Source organism: Cylindrospermopsis raciborskii Cr2010 (assembly GCF_003367075.2).
GTDB classification, from domain to species: Bacteria; Cyanobacteriota; Cyanobacteriia; order Cyanobacteriales; family Nostocaceae; genus Raphidiopsis; species Raphidiopsis raciborskii.
The window spans coordinates 1,105,362-1,131,996 of sequence record NZ_CP065936.1 but is presented as its reverse complement, the minus strand read 5'-3'; the positions used below and the strand labels follow the sequence as shown (position 1 = coordinate 1,131,996).

28 protein-coding genes and 1 other annotated feature are annotated in these 26,635 nt (G+C 39.7%); of the genes, 12 read left to right on the top strand and 16 right to left on the bottom strand.

Annotation, left to right across the window (positions count from 1 at the left end):
• The first annotated feature begins 1 nt into the window (after position 1).
• From rplA to C6N34_RS05125, 5 genes are all read left to right on the top strand, one after another.
• A complete protein-coding gene (gene rplA / locus C6N34_RS05145; RefSeq protein ID WP_006276213.1) occupies positions 2-718 on the top strand; it encodes a 50S ribosomal protein L1 in 717 nt (238 codons plus the stop codon).
• Positions 715-890, top strand: a sequence feature (ribosomal protein L10 leader region). (Overlaps the previous gene by 4 nt.)
• A gap of 64 nt (positions 891-954) precedes the next feature.
• Positions 955-1,500 (top strand): 50S ribosomal protein L10, encoded by a 546-nt coding sequence (gene rplJ, locus C6N34_RS05140; RefSeq protein WP_006276214.1) that lies wholly within the window; start codon positions 955-957, stop codon positions 1,498-1,500.
• A gap of 69 nt (positions 1,501-1,569) precedes the next feature.
• Positions 1,570-1,962: a 50S ribosomal protein L7/L12 gene (gene rplL / locus C6N34_RS05135; RefSeq protein ID WP_006276215.1), complete on the top strand. Its 393-nt coding sequence runs from the start codon at positions 1,570-1,572 to the stop codon at positions 1,960-1,962.
• 130 nt (positions 1,963-2,092) lie between these two features.
• On the top strand, positions 2,093-2,710 hold the full coding sequence (locus C6N34_RS05130; protein ID WP_115539094.1) for an SRPBCC family protein: 618 nt from the start codon (positions 2,093-2,095) through the stop codon (positions 2,708-2,710).
• A 141-nt stretch (positions 2,711-2,851) separates the two neighbouring features.
• Positions 2,852-3,079 (top strand): hypothetical protein, encoded by a 228-nt coding sequence (locus tag C6N34_RS05125; protein ID WP_115539093.1) that lies wholly within the window; start codon positions 2,852-2,854, stop codon positions 3,077-3,079.
• A gap of 105 nt (positions 3,080-3,184) precedes the next feature.
• Here C6N34_RS05125 and C6N34_RS05120 read toward each other — a convergent pair whose 3' ends face one another.
• Together C6N34_RS05120 and C6N34_RS05115 are read right to left on the bottom strand one after the other, a co-directional pair.
• A complete protein-coding gene (locus tag C6N34_RS05120) occupies positions 3,185-4,549 on the bottom strand; it encodes an NAD(P)/FAD-dependent oxidoreductase (protein WP_057177657.1) in 1,365 nt (454 codons plus the stop codon).
• Between the two features lie 174 nt (positions 4,550-4,723).
• A complete protein-coding gene (locus tag C6N34_RS05115; protein ID WP_115539092.1) occupies positions 4,724-5,323 on the bottom strand; it encodes a Ycf66 family protein in 600 nt (199 codons plus the stop codon).
• 195 nt (positions 5,324-5,518) lie between these two features.
• On the opposite strand from C6N34_RS05115, the gene gndA reads away from it, so the two are divergent.
• Complete coding sequence (gene gndA, locus C6N34_RS05110) at positions 5,519-6,949, top strand: NADP-dependent phosphogluconate dehydrogenase (protein WP_057177659.1); 1,431 nt, start codon at positions 5,519-5,521, stop codon at positions 6,947-6,949.
• Between the two features lie 95 nt (positions 6,950-7,044).
• On the opposite strand, the gene C6N34_RS05105 is transcribed toward gndA, so the two are convergent.
• On the bottom strand, positions 7,045-8,082 hold the full coding sequence (locus C6N34_RS05105) for a serine/threonine-protein kinase (RefSeq protein ID WP_115539091.1): 1,038 nt from the start codon (positions 8,080-8,082) through the stop codon (positions 7,045-7,047).
• A 44-nt stretch (positions 8,083-8,126) separates the two neighbouring features.
• Between C6N34_RS05105 and C6N34_RS05100 the strand changes: the two genes are divergently transcribed.
• Positions 8,127-8,546 carry a P-loop NTPase gene (locus C6N34_RS05100; protein WP_115539090.1) on the top strand — a complete coding sequence of 140 codons (420 nt, stop codon included), beginning with the start codon at positions 8,127-8,129 and terminating at the stop codon, positions 8,544-8,546.
• Between the two features lie 204 nt (positions 8,547-8,750).
• Positions 8,751-9,434, top strand: coding sequence for a hypothetical protein (locus C6N34_RS05095; protein WP_006276224.1), 684 nt, complete (start codon positions 8,751-8,753; stop codon positions 9,432-9,434).
• Positions 9,435-9,455: 21 nt separating this feature from the next.
• On the opposite strand, the gene C6N34_RS05090 is transcribed toward C6N34_RS05095, so the two are convergent.
• From C6N34_RS05090 to C6N34_RS05050, 9 genes are all read right to left on the bottom strand, one after another.
• Positions 9,456-10,412 carry a ribonuclease Z gene (locus C6N34_RS05090; protein WP_057177666.1) on the bottom strand — a complete coding sequence of 319 codons (957 nt, stop codon included), beginning with the start codon at positions 10,410-10,412 and terminating at the stop codon, positions 9,456-9,458.
• A 62-nt stretch (positions 10,413-10,474) separates the two neighbouring features.
• Positions 10,475-11,419, bottom strand: coding sequence for a sensor histidine kinase (locus C6N34_RS05085; RefSeq protein WP_115539089.1), 945 nt, complete (start codon positions 11,417-11,419; stop codon positions 10,475-10,477).
• 53 nt (positions 11,420-11,472) lie between these two features.
• A complete protein-coding gene (locus C6N34_RS05080) occupies positions 11,473-12,183 on the bottom strand; it encodes a response regulator (protein ID WP_235528937.1) in 711 nt (236 codons plus the stop codon).
• A 189-nt stretch (positions 12,184-12,372) separates the two neighbouring features.
• A complete protein-coding gene (locus tag C6N34_RS05075; protein WP_057177668.1) occupies positions 12,373-13,137 on the bottom strand; it encodes a hypothetical protein in 765 nt (254 codons plus the stop codon).
• Between the two features lie 50 nt (positions 13,138-13,187).
• Complete coding sequence (locus C6N34_RS05070; protein WP_057177669.1) at positions 13,188-14,588, bottom strand: HlyD family secretion protein; 1,401 nt, start codon at positions 14,586-14,588, stop codon at positions 13,188-13,190.
• A gap of 41 nt (positions 14,589-14,629) precedes the next feature.
• Entirely contained in the window at positions 14,630-16,780 is a 2,151-nt protein-coding gene (locus tag C6N34_RS05065) for a peptidase domain-containing ABC transporter (RefSeq protein WP_115539088.1), read from the bottom strand.
• Positions 16,781-16,903: 123 nt separating this feature from the next.
• Positions 16,904-17,131, bottom strand: a complete 228-nt coding sequence (locus C6N34_RS05060) for a hypothetical protein (RefSeq protein ID WP_115539087.1) — start codon at positions 17,129-17,131, stop codon at positions 16,904-16,906.
• A gap of 180 nt (positions 17,132-17,311) precedes the next feature.
• Positions 17,312-17,500, bottom strand: a complete 189-nt coding sequence (locus C6N34_RS05055) for a hypothetical protein (RefSeq protein ID WP_115539086.1) — start codon at positions 17,498-17,500, stop codon at positions 17,312-17,314.
• 488 nt (positions 17,501-17,988) lie between these two features.
• The gene (locus C6N34_RS05050) at positions 17,989-18,156 is read right to left on the bottom strand and encodes a hypothetical protein (RefSeq protein ID WP_181884045.1); all 168 of its coding nucleotides are present in this window, start codon (positions 18,154-18,156) and stop codon (positions 17,989-17,991) included.
• Between the two features lie 475 nt (positions 18,157-18,631).
• On the opposite strand from C6N34_RS05050, the gene C6N34_RS05045 reads away from it, so the two are divergent.
• On the top strand, positions 18,632-18,883 hold the full coding sequence (locus C6N34_RS05045; protein ID WP_006276235.1) for a hypothetical protein: 252 nt from the start codon (positions 18,632-18,634) through the stop codon (positions 18,881-18,883).
• A gap of 3,050 nt (positions 18,884-21,933) precedes the next feature.
• Positions 21,934-22,476, top strand: coding sequence for an REP-associated tyrosine transposase (locus C6N34_RS05040; protein WP_057177409.1), 543 nt, complete (start codon positions 21,934-21,936; stop codon positions 22,474-22,476).
• Between the two features lie 196 nt (positions 22,477-22,672).
• Here C6N34_RS05040 and C6N34_RS05035 read toward each other — a convergent pair whose 3' ends face one another.
• From C6N34_RS05035 to C6N34_RS05020, 4 genes are all read right to left on the bottom strand, one after another.
• Positions 22,673-23,806: a HetZ-related protein 2 gene (locus C6N34_RS05035; RefSeq protein ID WP_115539116.1), complete on the bottom strand. Its 1,134-nt coding sequence runs from the start codon at positions 23,804-23,806 to the stop codon at positions 22,673-22,675.
• A 96-nt stretch (positions 23,807-23,902) separates the two neighbouring features.
• Positions 23,903-24,253: a carbon dioxide-concentrating mechanism protein CcmK gene (locus tag C6N34_RS05030; protein WP_006278594.1), complete on the bottom strand. Its 351-nt coding sequence runs from the start codon at positions 24,251-24,253 to the stop codon at positions 23,903-23,905.
• Between the two features lie 37 nt (positions 24,254-24,290).
• Positions 24,291-24,602 carry a carbon dioxide-concentrating mechanism protein CcmK gene (locus C6N34_RS05025; RefSeq protein WP_006278595.1) on the bottom strand — a complete coding sequence of 104 codons (312 nt, stop codon included), beginning with the start codon at positions 24,600-24,602 and terminating at the stop codon, positions 24,291-24,293.
• Between the two features lie 135 nt (positions 24,603-24,737).
• Positions 24,738-25,346: a hypothetical protein gene (locus C6N34_RS05020; protein ID WP_057177410.1), complete on the bottom strand. Its 609-nt coding sequence runs from the start codon at positions 25,344-25,346 to the stop codon at positions 24,738-24,740.
• A gap of 361 nt (positions 25,347-25,707) precedes the next feature.
• Between C6N34_RS05020 and C6N34_RS05015 the strand changes: the two genes are divergently transcribed.
• Positions 25,708-26,100, top strand: a complete 393-nt coding sequence (locus C6N34_RS05015) for a helix-turn-helix domain-containing protein (RefSeq protein WP_072149145.1) — start codon at positions 25,708-25,710, stop codon at positions 26,098-26,100.
• Positions 26,097-26,603 (top strand): transposase family protein, encoded by a 507-nt coding sequence (locus C6N34_RS05010; RefSeq protein WP_006279026.1) that lies wholly within the window; start codon positions 26,097-26,099, stop codon positions 26,601-26,603. The genes C6N34_RS05015 and C6N34_RS05010 overlap by 4 nt, the downstream gene beginning before the upstream one ends.
• The last annotated feature ends 32 nt before the right edge of the window (positions 26,604-26,635 follow it).

The following is a 26,635-nucleotide window of genomic DNA, read 5'->3' as shown; positions in this document are numbered from 1 at the left end:
CATGGTAAAGAAAGTATCACGCCGATTACAGGCGTTGCAAGCAAAAGTAGAAGAGCGGGATTACACTCCCTTAGAAGCGTTAGCTCTATTGAAAGAGACTGCTACGGCAAAATTTGCCGAAGCTGCTGAAGCGCATATTCGCCTGGGAATTGACCCTAAGTACACGGATCAACAACTGCGAACCACTGTGGTGTTACCCAAGGGTACAGGTCAGATAGTGCGGGTAGCAGTTATTGCTAGAGGTGAGAAAGTCACAGAAGCCACCAATGCAGGGGCGGACATAGCTGGTTCTGAAGAACTAATTGATGAAATTCAGAAGGGCATGATGGACTTTGATAAGCTAATTGCTACTCCTGATGTGATGCCACAGGTAGCAAAGCTAGGGAAATTATTGGGTCCTCGTGGGTTGATGCCATCTCCTAAAGGTGGTACAGTAACATTTGACATAGCAAGTGCGATTAGTGAATTTAAAGCTGGTAAACTAGAATTTCGTGCTGACCGAACTGGCATTGTTCATGTTATGTTTGGTAAAGCCTCCTTTTCTTCGGAAGACCTGCTGGTCAACCTCAAAGCATTGCAAGAGACCATTGACCGTAATCGTCCTTCAGGAGCAAAAGGTCGGTATTGGCGAACATTCTACATCTCTTCTACCATGGGTCCATCAATTAAAATTGATATTAATGCCCTGAGAGATTTCAAAACAACTGACGTTGCATAATTTGCATAATTAAGCCGGAGACAGCAGGTGCGTATAGCTTAATATCCTGCCGAGGTTGTAATTTTAACTGACTGAAGTAATTCCACATCTGCTAAACAGACGTGGGAACTACAGCATTAAAAATACTACTATGAAACCCCGGCGAAGATCGCTGGGGTTTGTTGTTTTCGGTAAGTCAACATGGCCATAACTAAATTACTCACGACTGAGCATTTACCCTAGGAGGTGACACAAGTATGGGTAGAACGTTAGAAAACAAAAAAGAGATAGTAGCGGACTTAAAGGGGACTCTAAGTCAGTCAACTTTGGCACTGGTAATTGATTATCAAGGTCTAACGGTTGGCGAAATCACCGACTTGAGAAGGCGTTTACGTCCTAGTGGTACGGTCTGTAAGGTGACTAAAAATACCTTTATGGGACTGGCCATTCAGGAGGAAGAAAAATGGCAACCGATGTCAGAGTTGCTCAAGGGTTCTTCTGCTTTCTTGCTAGTTAAGGAAGATTTCTCTTCAGCAATTAAAGCCTACCAAGAATTTCAAAAAGCCACTAAGAAGACCGAACTGCGTGGCGGAGTGATGGAAGGGCGCTTGCTCAAGGATGAGGATGTCAAAGCCTTGGGAGATTTGCCATCCAAGGAACAGCTGATGGCACAAATTGCGGGAGCTATCAACGCATTGGCCACAAAAGTTGCTGTGGGTATCAAGGAGGTTCCCAGTTCTTTGGCTCGTGGTATTCAAGCTATTGCTGACAAAGATAAGGAAGGCGCAACCACACCTGAATAGGAGCGTTTAGCTTTACCTTTCTTATTTCCACTAATCAACAAAAACGACAATTTCTTAGGAGTTATATCAATGTCTACTGCAACCGATCAAATTTTAGAACAGTTAAAATCCTTGACCCTGTTAGAAGCTGCGGAACTGGTTAAGCAGATTGAAGAAGCGTTTGGTGTAAGTGCTGCTGCGCCCGTTGGTGGCATGGCAGTCATAGCTGCACCTGGTGGAGCAGCAGCAGCAGAAGTAGTCGAGGAGCAGACTGAATTCGATGTAATTCTGCAAGAAGTACCTGCTGATAAGAAGATTGCGGTTCTGAAGATTGTGCGTGAAATCACTGGTTTAGGCTTAAAAGAAGCTAAGGAGTTAGTAGAGTCTACTCCTAAAGCGGTTAAAGAGGGTGTCAACAAGGAAGCCGCCGAAGACATTAGTAAGAAGATTACTGAAGCTGGTGGTAAGGTAGCTATTAAGTAGTATTGCGAGCCTACACTGTAATTAGTGTAGGCTTTTGGAGTAAAGCACTTTGAACAAAAAAAATAACCAACTAGGCTTTGGAAGAACGGAAATTATACCTGATGCTGTTAATATTAGGAAAGAATAGTGGATGACAGTCTTAAGATTGCCTATCTTAGTTTTACCCGGTAAATCATTCAAATTCTCAAAAGTGACGACACAAAACCAACTTGGTTCTCCAAATATCATCCGGTCAAAGGATAAGAATGCTCTGGAGCAAAATTCAGATGGGGTTAGCATCCAGGTAGAAAAACTATCCGACAGACAAAGACAAATTACCGCTCGAGTGCAAATCCACCAACCAGTACAAAAGGTATGGAAAATCCTCACCGACTATGAATCCCTGGTGGAGTTTATACCTAACTTGACCAAAAGTTCTTTGATAGAACATCCTGATGGTGGTATACGTTTAGAACAGATAGGGTCTCAGTGCTTGCTGAACTTTAAGTTTTGTGCCCGTGTGGTGCTAGACTTGGAAGAGATTTTTCCTAAATTAATCAAATTTGCAATGGTAGAGGGTGACTTCAAAGGTTTTTCTGGTTTTTGGAGCTTAAAACCTTATAAATTGGGAACTGGAGAGGGAACCGATTTGTGCTACACAATTCGAGTTTGGCCAAAGCTAACCATGCCAATAGGGATCATTGAAAATCGCCTCGCCAATGACCTACAGTGTAACCTTCTAGCAATTCGTCAAAGAGCTAGTTGGTAAGTGAAACAATATTGGGACTCATTTTGGCAATATTTCTTAACTGTGCTACTTATTTTTCCTTATAATTCCCTTATAACTCCATAGTATGGTGTTTACCAACTCAAAAAGTGACATTTGACATTAATTAAGGGGGTAAAAACTATGTCAGTTGACCTAAAAGAGGAGATCACCGAACTTATTGGAGAATATCAGTTTTTAAAAACTAGTTTCAGCGGATGCTGGTGTAAGGATTTAGAACTGGACGACCCACAAGAATATGGGATACAATTAAAGGACTATCCCAGTGATTATAGGGACTATGAGTTCCCAAGTCCAACCACAAATGATTGGGGTGATCCAGAAAGCATCAAATTTAGCACTTACTTGTAAAGTCACCCGGGGGAGTGAGCCAGAACGCTATAGACAGGTTTCATGGGTAAAAGTGATTGCTGGATAAGCGTTCTGGCTAAATATAATTCAACAACTACAAAAAACCTATACTTTAACTGTATGCTGTGCAGTTTCTGCTGCTTGATAGGGATTATTGTTGTTGATAGTTTGTGTCTCTAAAAAAGCTGCTTTACCTGTAATTAATCGAGAGCGACGATTACGAGTAATATAATTCCATGCCCACTGGAAAACCACTACTAATTTAGTGTCAAACTCAATTAGGAAGTAGATATGAACTACTAGCCAAAATACCCAAGCAATAAAACCTTTCAGTTTGATAAAACCTAAATCTACTACAGCTAAATTTTGCCCAATCATGGCCAAACTGCCCACATCATTGTAATTAAATTCTGGCAAAGTTTGACCTTGTAATCTCAGTAAAATTAGAGTACCCACATATTCGCCTTGCTGTTTGGCCACTGGTGCGACACCGGGTAAAGGTTTGCCATTTTGATGGGAGAAGCTGGCTAAATCCCCAATCACAAAAATGTTTTTAAACCCTGGAATGGTCAGATTGGGTTCTACAATTACCCTACCAGAAAAATCTCGCTCAATATCCGCTCTTTCTGCTAGGATTTTGCCTATGGGTGAACCTTGAACACCAGCGGCCCATAATATGGTTTTGGAAGCAATCTGCTGAATCCGTTCCCCAGTTTTGAAGGTAACAATATCATTTTCTAGGTTTGTTACTCTGGTTTGAGTTTGAATCTCTACACCCAACTTTTGTAAGGAGAGTTTTGCCTCTTCTGATAACTCCGGTGCAATATGTGGTAACAGGCGATCGCCCCCTTGTAGTAGTAATATTTTGGTTTCTGATGTATTAATACTACGAAACTCATCCTTCATGGTTTGGTAAGCCAATTCTGCGATCGCACCTGCTAATTCTACTCCTGTAGGACCACCACCTACGATGACAAAGGTCAATAGAGCGCGGCGTTTTGCTGGGTCAGATTCCTTTTCTGCTGCTTCAAAAGCAGAAAATATCCGCCGACGCATTTCTATAGCATCCTCTACGGTTTTTAGACCTGGAGCCAAATCTTTCCAATGGTCTTTACCAAAATAAGAGTGATTAGCACCGGTGGCTAGGACTAGTGTATCGTATTGTACTACTTCTCCACCCAGAAAAACTTTTTGTCCTTTGGGATCAATATCGGTGACTTCTCCTAGCAGCACTTGAGTATTTTTGATGTTTCTAAAAACAGAACGGAGTGGTGCGGAAATGTCAGCGGGTGATAATGTGCCCGTAGCAACTTGATATAAAAGTGGCTGAAATAGATGAAAGTTTCGTTTATCAATAAGAGTGACATTTACGTTGGTATTAGCGAGGGTTTTTGCCGCATAAAGTCCCCCAAATCCTCCTCCAATGATAACAACATGATGTTGTTTATTCTTTGCTGGTGAAACAACCATAAGAATTATTCCCTTTTGTTAAGAATTACGTAACTTTTCTTAACAAATATCTAACAAACTTATTAGAGATTGTGCCGTTTGTTTGAAACCATTGACAAAATTCTAAAAGTGATTAACACTACTCAAGAGAGAAAGGATCTGGAGAATACTGGCTAAAGCTATGCTTCCAATCGTCTAGGATTGGGGATTAGATGATTCGGGAGCGGGTGGTTCAGGAGCGGGTGGTTCGGAAGTGGGTGATTCAGGAGCGGGTGGTTCGGAAGTGGGTGATTCAGGAGCGGGTGGTTCAGGAGCGGGTGGTTCAGGAGTGGGTGGTTCAGGAGTGGGTGACGGGGATATTTTAGTATTTACAGAGGGGTTTTTAAAAACCACTTGCTGAACCTTGACTATAAGACCATTAAACGGCCTAATAATTAATGATGGTAGCTGTTGCAGCTTTTCCAGTAAAGATATCTTAGATACTGGTTGCTGAATCCCCTTAATCTCCGGTTGTGCAGTGGGAACTGACGTTGGCTTTCCCTTGGAGACAAGTTGACCACGCAAAGAAAGAGTTTGCCCACCAAACCATAACAAAAGTGACACACTAGCTACATGACCCAGTAATAGACCCCCGGTAATGCGGGATGCAAAAACCCATAATACCAAAGCATAAAACAAACCAACCCCGCTCCAAATAAAATCGTTTTTGCGGTGAATTTCCGGGAAAAAGAAAGCACTGGCGTAAATAGTTAAACTGGCAATTGCCACTACCAACGATAGAATATAAACAAGCATATTTTGCAACTCCTGTCCTATAAGTTTTATCTGTTCGGGAAAATACAAATCAAAATCAGATTCTAGAGTTTAGTAGTTATGGTTTATTGTCTTACACATCAACTCTTAATGTCTTCTTTAGAAGTGAACCGAAAATCTCGGATTACCCTTAAAGATGAAAGCATCTGCAAGAGTTAGCCAAACCCAAAAACAACTATGACACTACAAAGCTTTGGCGTAATTGGATTAGCCGTTATGGGCGAAAATATTGCCCTCAATGTCGAGCGTAATGGCTTTCCAATTGCAGTTTACAACAGATCTAGAGAAAAAACAGATGCGTTTATGTCAAACCGAGCTGGTGGCAGAAACGTTAAGGCAGCCTTTACCCTAGAAGAATTTGTTGCTTCACTGGAACGTCCTCGTAAAATCTTAGTAATGGTACAAGCTGGCAAACCTGTTGATGCAGTTATTCAACAGCTGAAACCATTACTTCAAGAAGGAGACATCATTATTGATGGTGGTAACTCTTGGTTTGAAGATACGGAAAGACGTACCCAAGAATTAGAACCCACTGGTTTACGCTACATTGGTATGGGTGTAAGTGGTGGTGAAGAGGGAGCATTGAATGGTCCCTCACTCATGCCAGGTGGTACAAAAAGTTCTTATGAGTATCTCTCACCAATTTTTAACAGAATCGCTGCACAAGTTGATGATGGTCCCTGTGTGACTTATATTGGGCCCGGTGGTTCTGGTCACTACGTGAAAATGGTTCATAATGGGATTGAGTATGGCGACATGCAGTTAATTGCAGAGGCTTATGATTTACTCAAGAACGTTGGTGGACTAGATGCTACCCAACTGCATCAGGTATTTACAGAGTGGAATCAAACAGACGAGCTGAACTCATTTTTGATTGAGATTACAGCCAATATTTTCCCCTACGTTGATCCTGGGACTAAACAACCCTTAGTAGATTTAATTGTTGATGCTGCAGGGCAAAAAGGTACTGGTCGTTGGACCGTGCAAACTGCTTTAGAGTTAGGGGTTGCTATTCCTACAATTACTGCTGCGGTGAATTCTCGAATTATTTCCTCTATTAGGGAGGAGAGAATTGCTGCATCTAAACAATTAACAGGTCCTGTTCCCACTCAATTTAAAGACACGAGAACCTTTGTGAACATGGTGCGGGATGCACTTTATTGTTCTAAAATTTGTTCTTATGCTCAGGGTATGGCATTAATTTCCACTGCTTCTAAGACCTATAATTGGGGTCTGAATTTGGGTGAAATGGCTCGAATTTGGAAAGGTGGTTGTATTATTCGTGCTGGTTTCTTGAATAAGATTAAGAAAGCATTTGACGAAAATCCCGCATTACCTAACTTGTTGTTAGCACCTGAATTTAAGCAAACAATTCTGGATAGACAGTCTGCATGGCGGGAAATTATTGTCACAGCTGCTAAGACGGGTATTCCTGTTCCTGCTTTTAGTGCTTCTCTGGATTATTTTGATAGCTACCGTCGGGAGAGATTACCTCAAAACTTAACCCAAGCTCAACGGGATTATTTTGGCGCTCATACTTACAAACGGGTTGATATAGAAGGAACTTTCCATACTGAGTGGGTTCCTATTGCTGAAGCTAAGAAGTAATTCTTGGGAAGTTGACTTTGATTTTGAGCATTTCTAAAGTTTTGTGGGCGGTGAAAAACCCGCCCTTTTTTATAGGATTTTTCCCATGTTGATTATTAACCATTATCTAGGAACTTAGATTTTATTTCTGCTAGTTCTTGATCTATGACATCTGGAATATGGGGTTGATTGGATGTGGGTGGTTTTGGTGGACTAATTATAGTGGTGGGAATATTGACAGTATTTTTGATAGAAATAGAGCTGGGTGTTGAAATAGACTGTAATTTTAAATCTTCTATTACATCTGTAACGGTTTGATAGCGTTGACTGGGAATGATGGCTATCATTTTATCTATTATTTGCCCTAAATCATCAGTTATGGGGGTTTTTAAAAACTTTCTCCATATCCATGTAGCTTCATGACTATAATAACAGTCAAAAGGCGATCGCCTGGTTAACAGGTTAATACAGGTCACGCCCAGTCCATAAATGTCGCTGGCAAATATTGCTTTTCCGCGCATTTGTTCTGGTGCCACATATTCAGGAGTGCCAATGCTCGTTCCTGTACGATTTCTGGTTTCTTCTGTGGTTGATTTTGCTGCTCCAAAATCAACTATAACTAGTTTGTTATCACTAGTGCGACGAATAATATTTTCCGGTTTAATATCTCGATGAATTACCTGGTGGTGATGGCAAAATTGCAAAACCGGTAATAAATCAATGAGTAATTGTCGAATTTTGTCTTCTGTAAATGCACCATTTTGCACCAGTTCCTGTGCTAAATTCAACCCGTTAATAAATTCCTGAACTAAATATTGTCGATCCTCCTGAGTGCAATAAGCCAACAGTTCTGGGATTTGAGGATGGGTACCTAGTTCATCTAAGCGAATAGCCTCCTGATTGAACAATTGTATTGCTTTTTGGAGTGTGTCCTTGCCTGATGATTGAGTATAGAATTGTTTAATTACGCAAAATGGTTTTGAAGGTTTATCCTCATCCACTGCTAAAAAGGTTCTACCAAATCCTCCTTGTCCAATGAGTTTAATTGAGCGATAGCGCTCTTTTAGAAGTAGATTGGCACCACAATTTAGGCAACAATTAACACCTTCTGGGTTTGCGGGTTGATCACAGTGGGGATTGAAACAGTAATTCATGTTTACTTCTTTAAATATTTAACTGATCTTAAATCTTAAGTAATTTGGATTATCTACGGGATGTAGGTGACGCCCAGATTACAATCGTTCAAGAAAGTCCCATTTGTGGAGTGATTCTGGTAACAACTCCCCAACAAGTGGCGATCGCGGATGTGCGACGGAGTGTATACATGTTTCGTCAGGTAGGTGTGCCTGTTTTGGGGATTATTGAGAACATGAGCTATTTACTAAATGAAAATGTAGACAGTTTCCAAGCTCCCCAATACATCTTTGGGAAAGACGGTGGTAAACTCTTGTCAGAAGAACTAGAAGCACCTTTACTGGGACAAATTCCCATTCATCAGCGTATTTGTGAGAGTGGCGATCGCGGATTGCCAATTGTTTTAGGCGATCGCCACTTTTTACCCAGTCGAATTTTGGAACAAATAGCCCAAGGTCTGAGGAAAACATTTAACAACTTATAATACTAAATTCACAAAATCTTCATGCTTGAGCATTTTTCCTATGTTAAGCTAAGCAGCATTAGGATAAATAAAATACGAAATCAGCTAACCAGATCATCGGTGATATCTACACTTGCTCCTGAGTAATTGAGCTTCTACCAGGTCTTAGAGACTTTTGGTAGAAGCACTTCATTCTTGCGTTCAAAAAATAGTGAGGTTTAACAGATGGTTGCTTCCGTAAGAAAAACAGTTCGTGATCTTGTTTTTAAAAACCGACAACTGGCACAGTTATACTACTCCCTAAGTTTAACCCAACCTGTTTTACCACATTGGGTTGGCAATGACTTCTATCGCATCAAATCTTCCTGGGGGTTGCAACCTCATTTGTGTCCATGTGATCTGGAACTAATTGAGTATCTACAAAAGGATGATATTCAGGATCAAACAATTTTTCATTTTGGTACGGGATCTCATCATATACTGGGATTAGAAAATCAAAAGTTAGCAAAACCTAATGAAATTATTGGCATTACTGCTTCAATTCCCGAACATGAAGCATACGTAGAAATGTGTCGTAAAAACCGCCATTTGGCTAAATTCTATAAGGTACTGTGCACAGATATCTACACTCTTAATGACCGTTCCCTACCCATGTTAGATGTGGTAGCACTCTTTCATATTGGTGAATTTTATCTTCCTGAAGATGCTCCCTTTATTCATCACAATGATGAATCCATGGTGGATTTATTCCTCAGAAAAATGAATCCTAATGGAAAAATTCTCTTCTACACCAAATCCGTCGGTTATAGTAAAGCGGAGGAAATCATCAAATCCTTTACAGCACAAGGAAAAATTCACCTAGTTGAAGAATTCAAAACTCTTTTAGTTTACGCTAAAAATAACCCTTAAGAGGGATTAAAAGCCAGAAGCTTAATCAGGATCCCCAGATCCCTTTTCCCTTCTTCTGGGTATGTCATAAACCATAAAATCATGAGCCATGATGGTATTAGGAAAAATTGCACGAGCTTCTTTAAGTAAATCTTTCAACTCAATGTCATTTCCCGGAGTATATCTGGGACTAAAATGGGTCATAATCAGTTGATTTACTCCAGCCACATAAGCTGTTTGTGCTGCCATTGTACTGGTAGAATGTAGTCTTTGGAAAGCCATTTCCGCATCTTGATGGGCAAAAGTAGCTTCATGAATTAATACATCCGCATCCTCAGCTAATTTAACCGCACCATCACAATAAACAGTATCTGTACAATAGGCAAACTTACGTCCAATTTCCGTTGGACCACATAATTCCTTACCATTAATGATTCGACCATCTTCCAATTTGACAGTTTCCCCCCGTTTAAGTTTTCCATAAATTGGTCCAGAAGGTATTTGTAGGGCTTTGGCTTGTTCCACATCAAACCGCCCATATCTGTTTTTTTCCATTACACGATAACCAAAAGCAGTAATGCGGTGATGGAGCATTCCACAAGTGACAGTAAATTCCTCATCTTCGTAAATCACACCAGGTTGAACAGTATGGACTTTGATAGGATAGGAAAAATGGGTGTGGGAATAACGTGAAGCACCTTGCAGGTACTCATTTAATCCAGCAGGTCCATAGATATCAACCCGTTCCACATTACCAGCTAAACCACAACTAGCTAAAAGTCCCATCAAGCCAAAAATGTGGTCACCATGGAGATGGGTGATAAAAATGCGTGACAGTTGACTAATTTTCAGGTCACTGCGCAAAATTTGATGTTGTGTACCTTCACCACAGTCAAATAACCAGAGTTCTGCGCGTTGAGGTAGTCTCAGCGCGACACTGGAAACATTACGTGATCTTGTGGGTACACCAGAACTTGTCCCTAAAAATGTGATCTGCACAGTGTTTTTTAGCCTTCCTTTGAGTCAAAGTTCTACACTCAGCTATTATATTCTCAATATAGCTAAGTTTGATGACTCCCAACCACAGAACTTGTGGGCCAGGATAATTCACAAATAGTTCCTTGGGGATGTTGGGGAATTCTCTGAAATTTACCTTGAATTTGTTGAGCTAAATATTTGAACTGCTTTGTCCCCTCTCCTTCTTTACATGAGTTCACACCTAAACCATCATCGACAATACTAAGTGTGTACCAACCCATAGATGAGAGACCAGTAACTTGAAGACAGGTTACTCCATTTGCATATTTACCCACATTACATAGTGATTCTTCCAAGAAACGACAAATTCCCCGTTTATGTTCCAGGGTTAACCCAGTTTCATCCAGTGGGTCAAAACTGCGGACTTTTAATTTGATAGTTTGAAAACAGGAGAAATTTCGTTCTAGGGTATGGGTATAGACCTGATAGAGGATTTCTGGTAGGGGAGCTTCTAAATTAATGACTAGATTTTTATCTAGGTAGAGGTTAGCGTGTGGAGAGATAGTTTCTCGGTGCCAAAATTCATAGATTCCTCTGAGTTCTTGGTTTAATTTTTCCAGTTCTGTGGTTAATTCTGGAATTGTGGTTTTCATTAATGTATGTGGGGAGAATTCTTGCTGATTGACTTGATTGAGTATTCTTAAAATTCTATCTAGGGTTTGTAGGGGACCATTATGGATGGTTTCAAAAATAATCTCAATGATTGTTTGTCTGGATTTAACTTCTGATTTTAGGTTTTTATCTTTGTGCTGTAGTATTATCAATTCCAGAAGATTGGCAATAATAATATAAACTGCCAAAACAGGAGAGTTTAAATAATGCCAATTTACTATTAGATAAGTAATACTCAGTAAATTAAAAATTGCCAAATAACTGAGAATCTGTTTTTGGTAAATGTTAGATATATAGTTTGATAAATGATTGATTGGTAAAAATGCCCTAATCTTTTTCCAAGGTTTAGACTGCATAATTTTAGCCCTTGATCATAGTCGGTTTTTTCTTCCCCACTTCCTGTTATCGACTAATCAATCAGTCCTTCCTCCCTAGCTTGTTTCTCCGTTTGAATACGAATATTTTTACCGACTTCTGGATAGACATTGAGAGCATCTTGTAACTTATTCCAATAATGACGTACCATTCGTTCAGACACACACATTTCTTGAGCAATGGCTTTATCTTGTAATCCCCGTTCAAAAGCTAAATATAAAACTTTTAACCACTCTGGTTTTACCTCCGTTCCCGAGTTAATTCCCTTAATATCCTTAGTATGAGTTAGTCCTTGTAATGCCCAATCAACCCTGGTCAACATATCCTGAATAGAAACACTTTTATTAGCAATGGTAAAACCTCCTTGATGACTCTCAATATCTAACCGAATTCGCACTAGGGTTTTGCTGTGGGCACTTTGAACAACAATATTCAGATGGGGATGTTGTTTCATCAAGGTCTTTAGTAGTTGAATACCATTATCAGTGCGAGCAGTCATTCCCTGTTTCTCAGGTATGGAAAGATCCATAACTATGAGATCTGGTTGTCTATTAGTTACCTGTTCCACAGTTGTTTGCACATCCGTTGCAGTTATAAATTCAGCACTGGGATAGTTTTTTTGCAAAATGTAAATCGTCCCGTTGAGAACCGATTCGTGGTCATCAATAACTAAGATCTTCAGCAGTTTATTAGTGGATGAGTCAGTTAACTGATTAGGTGATAAATGTTGCATTTGATGTTGCATTCTCAACATTAAGAAATGGTGAACCTTTACCTAATAAATTGTATGGATTCTGTTTAGTTGGGGATGAGGTATTTGACCCCTCATGGGAAAAATTCCTGAACTGTGGAGAAAGATTTAGAACCTATTCTGCTAGTCAGAAAGCTAAGATCTGAATTTTGATTCTGTTAATTTATCTGGATTTACCTCAATTCACCAGCAAAAAAACCAGGCTATTTTGTAGTTACCTTTGTAATTGACTATATGATAAAAACATTTACCAGAAATTAAAAATTCCCAGCTACTACTGAGATATTTTAATTCCGGTAACCCAGAATAAAATAACAAAGTAGAAATATCGGGATAAATAATTTCCAGAGTTAATTCCCGAATATTTTTCCGGTCTTTCAAATTTATATAAATTGACAGAGGATCGGAAAAAGTTGGTACAGTTATAGACATTAATTCCTGAAGAGTTCTTAAAGTCAGCAGACTAAATTGTGCTGACTCCTTCCTCCAAGAACTAGGCATGTCAAAATCAACTGATATGTGAGGATGAGCAAGAAAACAAGAATCTACCAAACACTGAATGGATAAAGGTAGACTCTCTTCAATATAAATTGGAAACAGGCGATCGCTTAACTCAACCAGGGAGTGATGAAAGTTTTCTACCCTGTTGATATGTTCAGAAATTGAAGTATTGAATGATTGGTTAGTTGATTGGTCTAGTGATTCATTATATGGCAAATAATCAGTTAGTAATTGAGAATTTATAGGATAAAAACCTGGGGATGGATAACCTATTACTTGGTTATTTAATAAATCACAATGTTGAATTTTCAATGCTTCCAAACCGCGACGGATAGTAAAAGACTCCTGCAACAGATCATCTCGAATTTTTTCCGATTCCCCATATAACTTTATAGATTGTTTATAGAACAACCAATTTAATGCTAGTTTGACCTTTTTGAGACCCATGAGCTACACCCATTTTTCTAGTCTATTGTCCATTACCTACCTGACAAAAATTACAAATCAGTAATTAACCTTGCTTTCCTGAACATAAATTCCAGAGCAGTTTCCTGTTTAGAAATAATATCAGCTTTCACCTCCATTCCCGATTGGAGATAACATTGATGTCGACCATGACCAAATTGTAAACTTGCTGGTTTAACCGTAGCTTCAAAATAACCATTCCCCATCCTATTAGTCGTTCCTTGATTATTAGATTGATTGGTAATCACATCAGGAGAAATAGTTTGAACCACTCCCTGGAGTGTTCCATAATCAGGATAGGGACAAGCACCAACCCGTAACTGAACTTGTTGACCTATATTGACCTTTTGAATTTCCTCAGTAGGAATTAAAGCTCTAATTAACAGATCCGAACTATCAGGTACAATTTCCGCTATAGATTCACTGGGACGGATCACCTGTCCCGGATTGCGTAAATTGAGTTTGAGAATAATACCATTACTCGTAGCTAAAATCATACTTTTACGCATCTGATTTTCTACCTGCTCTAATTCCTTAATAGATTGTTTAATCTGAGTTTCTAATTGAACTCGACGCTCAATTAAAGCTTGTTTTTCCTTATTGAGACTAGCAATATTAGACACACCCCTAGCAGTTTCTTGAGCGATACGTTCCTGTGCTATCATCACTGCTGCTGGGGTTGGATTAATAGCAACTTGAGCTGACTGAACCTTAATTTTAGCCATTTCCAGAGATTTCCTTTCAGTATCCAGGATTGACTGTGTTTGCTGAACAGTCAAAGCTTTTTGCTCCAATTCCCGTCTACCCACAGCTCCAATTTGGGAGAGTTCCTGATAGCGTTCCTTATCCATTTTGGCAAAACTCAGATCTGCTCGAGCTTTATCTAAAGAAGCTTTAGCCTTTTGCCAATTAGCTTGAGCGGCTAAAAATTCACCCTGGGTGCTAACCTGCTGTTCTTGATATTCCCTTTGATTACGTAACAAATCCACCCTTGCGGAAGTAATAGCATTTTGAGCAACTTGAGTTTCAGCCAAAATTTGCCGATCTAAAATACGAATTTGGGCATAAACTTGCGATATTTGTAAATTACCCTGTTGGATATTACCTTGTAACTGACTTTTTTTGATAAGCAAATCATCCGTATTTAAATAGGCAATTACATCACCTATTTTCACCGTTTGATTTGGTTTGACCAAAATACTTTTAATAGTTCCCTCTACTTCCGGTTGAACTACACGAACTTCCCCTATAGGACGAACCACAGCATCCACTTTTACCGTGACGTTATATTTCACCCAAGAAGCAAGAGCAATAGCACTAGTAACAGTACCAATTAGGAATATTCCTGCTAAAGAAGTCCAACGACTAACAGGAGGGAGGAACTGGGGATTATCCACAGAAGATATGAGTTTAGGTCGATGAGTATAAAACATACTGGGTAGATGGGGTGAAGGGTAATTGGGTAGGGATTAAGTTAAAGCAGAATAAAGTCTTGGTGTTCCCCTCGTCTGAATTTCAATTCTTCTAAAGATCCTTGGGATTGGAGTTTTCCTCCATCCAACATAATGACCCAATCAGCACGATTGATTACCTGGGGACGATGGGTGATTAAAATAGTAGTTTTTCCTTGACGATGTTCAAATAACTGATCTAAAACCTGTGCTTCACTGACCGGGTCTAGTCCCCCGGTAGACTCATCCAAAATTAGAATTGGTGGATCTGTAACAATAGCCCTAGCTATAGCTAATCGTTGTCTTTGACCACCGGAAATATTAGCACCAAATTCACCCAATATAGTTTGATATTTTGCGGGTAATTTACTGACAAATTCATCAGCACCAGCAATTTCACAAGCTCGGACAATCTGCTCAAAACTAACGTGAGGTGCGCCCAACCGAAAGTTTTCCACAATAGAACGACTCCAGAAATGGGGTTCCTGGGGAACTAGAATCACCTGTTGACGTAAAGATTCTAAAGACAAATCTTGTTGGTTATAGAGTCCAATGCGAATATTTCCAGATTGGATGGTATATAACCCAGCGATTAATTTAGCCAAGGTACTTTTACCACATCCTGACTTACCGATTAAAGCCACGACTTGACCACCGGGAATAGTTAAAGAAAAGTCTTCTAATAAGTCAAGTCTCCCAGCATAATGAAAGTTGATATTAGTGCAAGTGATTTTAGCATCATCAGCGATTTTAGCAAAAGGCTTTTTACCATCATAGTCACTTTCTGGAGTGGTATCTATCACTTCCGTCAGTCTTTGCACTGCTGTTTTAGCGCGGGTAAATTCCTGGACAAAACTGATAACAGTAGTTATGAGACCCAGGAAATTAGCATTCATCGAATTAAAAGCCAGTAATTGACCAATACTGAGATTTTCACTGGGATTAATCACTAAATGACCACCAAACCAGAGGAGGATAATACTACCAATAGAGGAGATAAAGCCAGAAAAGGTATTATTAATAATACCAATTTGCATAGTGTCCAAAGTTAAATTAGCCAACTTGCCAAATCGAACTTGGAACTCTTCTAGGAATTGATTACCAGCAGTAGTAGTTTTGAGAGTTAGAGCACCCTTAAAAGTTTCCACCAATACACCCTGAGTTTCCGCATCTTTAACCAGTAGTTCCCGGGTTTTTTGCTGTAATTTAGGTTGAAACACCAAAGGAGTAATAGTCATAACCCCAGCAATTACCATAGCCACCAAAGTTAACTTCCAGCTATAAAAAGCCATCAGACCAAGAGAAATCAGAGCAATAAAAAATTTGCTAGGTAAACTGACAACTACTTGAGTAACCAACTGATTGATTTGCTTAATATCTTGGAGACGACTAGTAATTTCCCCACTGCGACGAGCTTCGTAATAAGACAGGGGTAAGTGCAAAATTTGTCTACCAAATTCCATCACCAGTCCCAATTGGAGACGTTGGGCAAAATGGGCGATTAAATTAGATTGCACCCAAGATAGACTACTGGAAATAAGATTCATCACAACCACAGCAATAACCATAGTTGTGAGTAATTTAGTATCACCCCGTACTAGCACATCATCAGTAAGAATTTGTAATAAAAAGGGGGAAGCTAGAGATAGCAGTCCTAATAATAAATTGAGCGGTAGAGCTTGGGCGAGAATTCCCCGAAAACTCCACACCTGTTTAAAGAAACGCCAAAAGCCACCTATTTTATCTTCTTCTGTTTTTAAAAACTCTTCTGGACTGGGTTCTAGCAATAGCATTAACCAATCATTCCAACCCTCTATAAAGTCTTCTTCACAGAGGTAACGTACCCCTGCTCCTGGGTCAGAGATTATATACTTTTCACCCTTTTTACCATAAAAAACCACCCAGTGATTTCCGTGCCAATGAATGATTGCTGGTAGGGGTGCTTCGTTTAATCTTTTGAGAATTTCTGGTGAAGTTCTGACTGTTGAAGCTTTAAAACCCAAGGTTTTAGCTCCTCTTTGTAGACCTAATAAGGTGGTACCGAATTGGCTTGTACCCACGGATTCTCGGATGCGAGTGATAGTGAAATTTTTGCCATAATATTTGGCGATCGCCGCTAAGCAAGCAGCGCCACAGTCTTCTTCACTGTGTTGGGAAATATGGGGGTATTTCATAGTTATTGAATGTATATCATGTTTGTGGGGTCTAATCCCATTGTTTTTTGATATTGAATCAGCTTTAAATCTTAATGTGGGAAAGACCTATCCTTCCAATTTTCTAATTATCTCTAATTATCTCTAATTATCTTTTGAGAGGTTGCTTGGGTTTGTATTATTATTTTGAGGGAACGATAGCACACCAGTAAGAAATAAAAGCGCTGTATTTATTACCTCTGGACTATACGCAATAAAAGGAAATAGTGATTGCATTACTATGAGATATGCAGCAGCTTCAAGGAATCCACCACCTTTAATAGTTGCAGATTCTTCTTCTGATATTTCAGTAAATAAATTATTTTGTGCCATGTAATTTATTTCTCCATAATTCAATGAATAGACCTCTCCTAAAACTCTATTTCCACCAGTTTATGGGGGATTTGAGCTTCAATTTCGGAGAGGTCTAATGTGTGTATCCCAGTCAACAATAAATATGTTTACTTGAGAAAGAATGACACATTATGTGATTGATATGACTTATTAGATATCTTACACCAGAGGACCAAACAAGATGTTAACTGCTTGGAACTTAATAAGATCAGGATCAACACCAAGAAAAGCTGCTACTATGGCGTATGCAGCGGCATCATAAAACTCTCCAACAGCACCACCACTAACAACAGCAGACTGTTCACCAGAAACTTGAGCGAATAATGAGTTCTTTTCGATTACTTGCATGATACAATACTCCTTGATCTTGTGATTAGATTTGTTTTAAGCTAGAAGTTGATTGCTTCTTTGTAAGTCCCTCAACTGCTTGCTTGTTAATACAATATCCAGAAACCAATAGCCAGATCATTGATATTTCCAACCAACCTAATTACCAACTTGAGGAAAAACAACTTCTCAAAAATACATCCCCCCTTCCTCACAAAAAATCCCCAACTTCCATGAAGAAATTGGGGACCTTATTTTTAAAAACTTGAGGTTGGCAATCTAATTTATAGCTTTAAGTAGGGAGGCACAATTATTTGTAGGATGGGTTAGCGGTAGCGTAACCCATGCGGGTGTTGGGTTTCATACTTCAACCCAACCTACGTTCATCTTATATTTAATTCCACCCACTTAGCTAGAACGCTTAGGAAAGAGTTTATAGGTAAAATTGAGTCTCAGGTAGGCGTTCTCGCAAACACCAATACCTGAAACCCAAATTCAATTACCTTTACTTAAAGATATCCGAGAATCCAATTTTCTAACTGTGATGGTAAATTCTGGAAGTAATTTAGCACGTCATTAGGCAAATTAACTATTTCCAAGAGACCACCACCATTGATACTAACAGATTCTCTATCAACGACCTGGGTGAATAGCACGTTATTGTCGATTAAATTCATAGATAAACTATCCTTAATCTCAATTGAACGGTCACACCCTGATTCAAGCAATTAGGTTCTTAGATTCCTAATTGGTAACTCATACCATATACATAAACCAATAACCAGATCATTAGTCTTTTCAGCCAACTTAATTGCTACTTCCAGAACAGGGGATTTCCTAAAAATCCTTGGGGTTATATTTAACCACGTCTATACCAACATAGTAAATATATAAATGTAACCTGGCTTGGGTTTCCTTCATCAACCGAACCTACAAAAAACTAGGGAAGGGATACCAGGGGGTGAGTCAGAAATTCCTATACTTTTCATTTATGCTTGACAAGTCGAAAAGATTTACAAATTTTGTTAATTATTTTCTATAAACCCCTTGCATATCTGTTCAATTAGTTTTATACTTAAAAGTAAGGTGATCGGGCGGTTCGGCCAAGAATTCCAGATCACCTTACACCCCTTTCTCAGAGGTAATCAAATTATGACACAGACTAAGAATTTTATTGGCAATGTCAACGAAACTAGAGTAGTTGGCCCTACGGTAGTTCCAGAAAGCGATCGCAGGGAACCATTAAAGCACCTGTTAATTGGATCGAAAAAGACAGTTATTAGTACGATTCACTATCTACATGTGCTTGGTTATGCCCATGCAACTGATTGGAGTGATCCGATACCGACTAGTAACCCAGGGGAGGTCATGAGTATTCTGGTAAGACAGATTCTGATTAATTGACCGGTTTATCTATGAATTAGAGGTAGGCGATCGCATTTCGCTCTCAATGGTGAGACAGGGAATGAATTCCCTGTCTGACACCAAAATTCTTTTTCAACGGATTGATCCAAACATACTCCTGTATTCCACCAATTATAATATGGAATATCGTCGAGCAAAAACACCAGGAGCGACCTAATTTATACTAGATTACTATTCTTCATACGGTAACACCAGTTCCCGCAATCATGGGACAACCCCCATGAAAAGTGCGATCGCTTTTTATCAAAGTGCCAATATTGACTTCTTTTAACATAAATTCCTTTGATATAGTCTCGTAGGTTGGGTTGAGGAACGAAACCCAACAAACCAACAGGGAGATACACACATACAGCACTTTCCACTTTCATGAAGTACATCATAACAAAAGAATCTGCTGTATAACCTTGAATAATTATATAGTCCCGTAGGTTGGGTTTTCTCAATCCAACCTACGGTAAATGTTTTTAAAAACAGGCGATCGCTGGAAGTAAAATCAAACCGCTCACCCTATAAGACAAGGAGTTCACATAAACTATAATTAACAGTGGGGTTTGTTGGGTTTTCTCAATCCAACCTACGGTAAATGTTTTTAAAAACAGGCGATCGCTGGAAGTAAAATCAAACCGCCCACCCTATAATACAAGGAGTTCACATAAACTATAATTAACAGTGGGGTTTGTTGGGTTTCGTTCCTCAACCCAACCTACGGGATTATATAATGTTTTAAGGGTATCTGTTTTTCTCTCTGTTGGTTTGTTGGGTTTTCTTAATCCAACCTACGGTAAATATTTTTAAAAACAGGCGATCGCTGGAAGTAAAATCAAACCGCCCACCCTATAATACAAGGAGTTCACATGGACTATAATTAACAGTGGGGTTTGTTGGGTTTCGTTCCTCAACCCAACCTACGGTAAATGTTTTTAAAACAGGCGATCGCTGGAAGTAAAATCAAACCGCCCACCCTATAATACAAGGAGTTCACATAAACTATAATTAACAGTGGGGTTTGTTGGGTTTTCTCAATCCAACCTACGGTAAATGTTTTTAAAGGCGATCGCTGGAAGTAAAATCAAACCGATCACCCTATAAGACAAGGAGTTCACATAGACTATAATTAACGGTGAGGTTTGTTGGGTTTTCTCAATCTAACCTATGGGATTATATAATGTTTTAAGGGTATCTGTTGGTTTGTTGGGTTTCGTTCCTCAACCCAACCTACGGTAAATGTTTTTAAAAACAGGCGATCGCTGGAAGTAAAATCAAACCGCCCACCCTATAAGACAAGGAGTTCACATGGACTATAATTAACAGTGGGGTTTGTTAGGTTTTCTCAACCCAACCTACGGTAAATGTTTTTAAAAACAGGCGATCGCTGGAAGTAAAATCAAACCGCCCACCCTATAATACAAGGAGTTCACATAAACTATAATTAACAGTGGGGTTTGTTGGGTTTTCTCAATCCAACCTACGGTAAATGTTTTTAAAAACAGGCGATCGCTGGAAGTAAAATCAAACCGATCACCCTATAAGACAAGGAGTTCACATAAACTATAATTAACAGTGGGGTTTGTTGGGTTTTCTCAATCCAACCTACGGTAAATGTTTTTAAAAACAGGCGATCGCTGGAAGTAAAATCAAACCGATCACCCTATAAGACAAGGAGTTCACATAGACTATGATTAACAGTGGGGTTTGTTGGGTTTCGTTCCTCAACCCAACCTACGGGATTATATGATGTTTTAAGGGTATCTGTTTTTCTCTCTGTTGGTTTGTTGGGTTTTCTTAATCCAACCTACGGTAAATGTTTTTAAAAACAGGCGATCGCTGGAAGTAAAATCAAACCGCTCACCCTATAAGACAAGGAGTTCACATAAACTATAATTAACAGTGGGGTTTGTTGGGTTTTCTCAATCCAACCTACGGTAAATGTTTTTAAAAACAGGCGATCGCTGGAAGTAAAATCAAACCGCCCACCCTATAAGACAAGGAGTTCACATAGACTATAATTAACGGTGAGGTTTGTTGGGTTTTCTCAATCTAACCTACGGGATTATATAATGTTTTAAGGGTATCTGTTGGTTTGTTGGGTTTCGTTCCTCAACCCAACCTACGGTAAATGTTTTTAAAAACAGGCGATCGCTGGAAGTAAAATCAAACCGCCCACCCTATAATACAAGGAGTTCACATGGACTATAATTAACAGTGGGGTTTGTTGGGTTTTCTCAATCCAACCTACGGTAAATGTTTTTAAAAACAGGCGATCGCTGGAAGTAAAATCAAACCGCCCACCCTATAATACAAGGAGTTCACATAGACTATGATTAACAGTGGGGTTTGTTGGGTTTCGTTCCTCAACCCAACCTACGGGATTATATGATGTTTTAAGGGTATCTGTTTTTCTCTCTGTTGGTTTGTTGGGTTTTCTTAATCCAACCTACGGTAAATGTTTTTAAAAACAGGCGATCGCTGGAAGTAAAATCAAACCGCTCACCCTATAAGACAAGGAGTTCACATAAACTATAATTAACAGTGGGGTTTGTTGGGTTTTCTCAATCCAACCTACGGTAAATGTTTTTAAAAACAGGCGATCGCTGGAAGTAAAATCAAACCGCCCACCCTATAATACAAGGAGTTCACATGGACTATAATTAACAGTGGGGTTTGTTGGGTTTTCTCAATCCAACCTACGGTAAATGTTTTTAAAAACAGGCGATCGCTGGAAGTAAAATCAAACCGCCCACCCTATAATACAAGGAGTTCACATGGACTATAATTAACAGTGGGGTTTGTTGGGTTTCGTTCCTCAACCCAACCTACGGTAAATATTTTTAAAAACAGGCGATCGCTGGAAGTAAAATCAAACCGCTCACCCTATAATACAAGGAGTTCACATGGACTATAATTAACAGTGGGGTTTGTTGGGTTTCGTTCCTCAACCCAACCTACGGGATTATATAATGTTTTAAGGGTATCTGTTTTTCTCTCTGTTGGTTTGTTGGGTTATCCTTTTCTGTTTCATTAATTATAATATGGAATATCGTCGAGCAAAGACACCAGGGGCGACCTATTTTTTCACTCTTGTTACTTATTGTCGTCGTCCCATTTTAGGTAAATCGGAAAATATAGATTTACTAAGGGAAGCGTTTCGATATGTGATGAAAAACTACCAATTTAAAATTGATGCGATCGTTATTTTGCCTGAGCATCTTCATTGTCTTTGGACATTACCTGAAAATGATGGGGATTTTTCGACTCGTTGGCGATTAATTAAAAGTTATTTTAGTCGTAAATGTCAGGTTTCTTGTCAGGGAACAATGACTTTATCTCAGGAGCAAAAAGGTGAAAAGCCAATTTGGCAACGTCGCTTTTGGGAGCATCAAATTCGGGATGATCGAGATTTTATTAATCATGTCGAGTATATTCACTATAATCCGGTTCGTCATGGATTGGTAAATGCACCAAAAGATTGGCAGTATTCAAGTTTTCATCGTTATGTTCAAGCGGGATTTTATGATGTTATGTGGGGAGCGGAAGAAAGGCATGTTTTTGGTGGTCATATTGGGCATGAGTAGATATGGATTCAAATGGTTCGTGGGTTAGATTTGTTATTGAGCTACCTGTTGGTTTGTTGGGTTTCGCTCCTCAACCCAACCTACCTCATCAAGTTGGATATGAGTAGATATGGATTCAAATAGTTTTTGGGTCAGATTTGTTATTGAGATCCCCGTTGATTTTTTGGGTTTTCTCAACCCAACCTAGGTCATCAAATTAATTTTGGGCCCTTAAATTCTGAGCTACTAAATAAACTTTTGTCCACTCACCTATCACTTTATGGGTCTTCAACTCTAATTTCTCCCCTATTCCCGCTAGAGAATCCCCCCCTTTCCTTCTATCAAGAATCTCCCTACCTAGGGGACTTATCTTCTCCCTCAGCTGCTCCCATTGTTTTGGCGTTAAACCTAAACCATCTTCCTTTAAAGACGTTGATAACCAATTCTCTACCAACTCCGGTTTATCCTTGATGGCAAAAACTTTAACAGCATGGTAACTAATTTTCTCCCTTAATCTGTATAACTCCTTAATTGGCTGATTCAGCTTTTTAGCAATCTCCTCTTGACTCTTACCCTCTAAATATAACCTCAACCACTCCACCGCTGTTTCTCCCAGCTTCTCTAATAGGTATTCCTCAAATTTCTCTTGCACTTCCTGACGTAACAATTGTTGCTCCTCTACCTTTTGCGCCTCCTGATACTGGGCGATCGCTTCGTCATCTAAAAGATTTAAGTTGCTTTCCGTATCTTCTGTTAATATTTCGTCAGAAACCAGTCTAATCACGTCCTTACCTGGAATTTGAGTCAATCCCCCTCGCTGAATGCGGCGTAAATAATTGACAAACCGATGTGTCAATAAAGGTTGATTACGCACAGGTCGTAAACAGTATTCTTCTAAGCTGGCAAATAATAACATGTCTCGTAACCTTTTATCCCCAGTTGCGTCGGCAATTAGACTCATTTGCTGCTGCATATAAGAATCACTTTGCAGCATTTCCTGAATTACCTCTTGCAGTACATCTATCACACTACGCTGGCGATCGCGACTTAAAGAGACCCAGGTTTGAATTTTATTTCTAATTGTGGTAACACTTGCCAAGCGAACCATCAAATTACGATAGGCCTGTTCCCTTCCCACACCTAAATATCGCTGTCGTAGAACTCGCCAGCGATATTCCATAGCCTTTTGAGCAATCTCCAATTCTTTGGGTGTGAACCCTGCAAATCTGGTTAAGTCCGACCCCAAAAGCCAAAGCATAATACTATTTCTAGCGTCATCACTGTTTTCAGGAGACTCAGCAGCGAGTCGTTTCCGCCAATATTCTGCTATATTTGCTGCACTTAGTTCCATAGTAAAATCGCCTAAAATATTTGCTGCACCATTTAAGTCGGCATTAACAAAAGCCGTTTGTATTCCAAAAAGATAGGTTGAGATAGTTACCAAAAACTATCTACCACTGGAGGAGCGGACAATGGGGTTTTCCACCGAGTCTCGATATTGCTGGACTTGATCTGTGTAAGCAATAGGTAAGACAGCTTCCACGTTTTCATGGGGACGGGGGATAATTACCCAGGATTCCAGAGTACCACCATAGACATTTTGTGCTGCTTCCACACCAGCGGCCATGGCAGTTTTCACCTCAGAAACATCACCACGAATATTGATTGTAAAGCGGGCGCTACCAACTCGGATATAACCGACCAAAGTTACCCTTCCAGCTTTAACCATAGCATCTGCTGCTGCTAAAACTGCGGGAAAACCCTTTGTTTCTAAAGATCCAACGGCCTGTAGGGACATTACTAATCTCCTGTATAAATAAAATTACCGGTACAAGTTAAAAAATGCGAAAAGGTTCGGACTTAGAAGTGAAATGGATGGGTAGAATTGTCTCCACATTTTCCGGTGGGTTGGGGACTATGTAATGAGTAATCACCTGACCACCATAAACGGTTTCTTCGGAAGCTATTCCAGCTGCAACAGCGGTTTTCACCTCTGCTACCTGTCCTCTAACAGCAACCAACAACCTTCCACTTTCTGCAATGCCATAGTATACGATTGTGACAGCAGCAGACTTAACCATAGCATCTGCTGCGGCTAAAACTGCGGGAAAACCTAAAGTTTCGATAACGCCAACTGCCATTGGCATGGCTTAACTCTCCTGAATTTCTGTATCAGTGATATTTATTGTAGGGGATTTGGTACCATGAATAATAATCTGGCAAAATTTTGATAGAAGGCCCATCTGCTCGGTTATTCGTACAAAAGGTCTTAATTGGGTATTTTAGTAAGCTTTACACAGCGGTAACATCATAATGCCTAATATTCTATCAATTTGGTTAATATAGTACTCTAGGGAATCAATAAAAACAGTCGCGTTTTCCAGACGCAAGAACTTCCAAACCGTCCCCGTAGAAACGACCCCATAAATATAAGTCAAGGGAGTCCCTCCTTGGGAATTAAACAACTGGGCTGCGACCATTTCGGCAATACACTGTCCCAATCCCCCTTTAATATTTTCATTTTTTGCTTCTACCACAGCGATGACTGGCACTGTGATAAAATACTGTTCCTTAGAATGGCTAATTAAATAATCGCAAAATCCCACCAAACCCCTTTCCGGATCTACATTAAACTCAGTACCGGAAAACAGACTGATTTGGTGTTTAGTTTGACGGCGTAGCTCTGCTAACACTGGGGCGATGAGAAATTCGGAACGGGCTTTTTCTGTATTAATGGCAGTTGCTAAGGGCAAATACTCCTGTAGGGTCTGCTGAAGATAATCTGAAGGTTGGAGAGGTTTGACCTCACAAAACAAATTTTGGTCTTCTTCTACCTGCAAGCTAAAGGTTTTTATTACCTTATCTAGGGTGGTGAACTCACTGTAAGCCATGGCGTAACTTTTGTTTATACATCCAGTTGGGTTTTGGTAAGGATATAGGAATTATAGTACAATCGGTGGACTGGAAATGCCATTTAGTCAGCAATTCTAAATTTGGAATGTAGGTTGGGTTGAGGAACGAAACCCAACAGCTCTATTAATTACATGTAATGCTGCGTGATAAAAAATCACTGATTTCAAACTGATGCAACCCAAACGGAGGATATGGGATTTGTAACATTTTGTAACATGCTCATTGTTTTATTTGAGATAGATATGTTATAATCCCTGTTAGGATTGCTACTGTTAACCAAATATTAGAGTTGTTGGAAAATAAGGGATAATAATCAAGCAGACAAGTAGGGTGACATTAATGTTGAAGTTAGACCGCGTCCTGAATCAAGAGCGACTGCTACGAGCAATGACTGGACTTAACCGCCAAGCATTCAACGAGCTGTTATCTCAGTTTGCTGATACCTATGAACGCACCGTGTTCAACTCCTTAGCAAACCGCAAACGTGCGCCCGGGGGCGGACGCAAGCCTACACTCAGAAGTATAGAGGAAAAACTATTTTATATCCTGCTGTACTGCAAATGTTATCCGACGTTTGACTTGCTGAGTGTGTTGTTCAACTTTGACCGCTCCTGTGCTCATGATTGGGTACATCGACTACTGTCTGTGCTAGAAACCACTTTAGGAGAAAAGCAAGTTTTGCCAGCACGCAAACTCAGGAGCAGGAATTCACCAAAAGGTTTCCAGATGTGAAGGAGGTGATTGTGGATGGTACGGAGCGTCCAGTCCAGCGTCCTCAAAACCGAGAACGCCAAAAAGAGTATTACTCTGGCAAGAAAAAGCGGCATACATGCAAGCAGATTACAGTCAGCACAAGGGAGAAACGAGTGATTATTCTGACGAAAACCAGAGCAGGTAAAGTGCATGACAAACGGCTACTCCATGAATCAGAGATAGTGCAATACATTCCTGATGAAGTAGCAATAGAGGGAGATTTGGGTTTTCATGGGTTGGAGAAAGAATTTGTCAATGTCCATTTACCACACAAGAAACCGAAAGGTAAGGAGTTAACACAGCAGCAAAAGGAGGAGAATCGAGAACTCAGTCGTCAGCGAGTTGTGTGTGAGCACGCTCACTCTGGAATTAAGAGATATAACTGTGTACATTCTGTATATAGGAATCGTGTGACCGATTTTGATGATCAATTGATGTTGGTCAGTGCAGGGCTATGGAACTTCTATTTAGATGCAGCATAAATTCAATCGGGATGGGGGAAGTTCTGTCATCC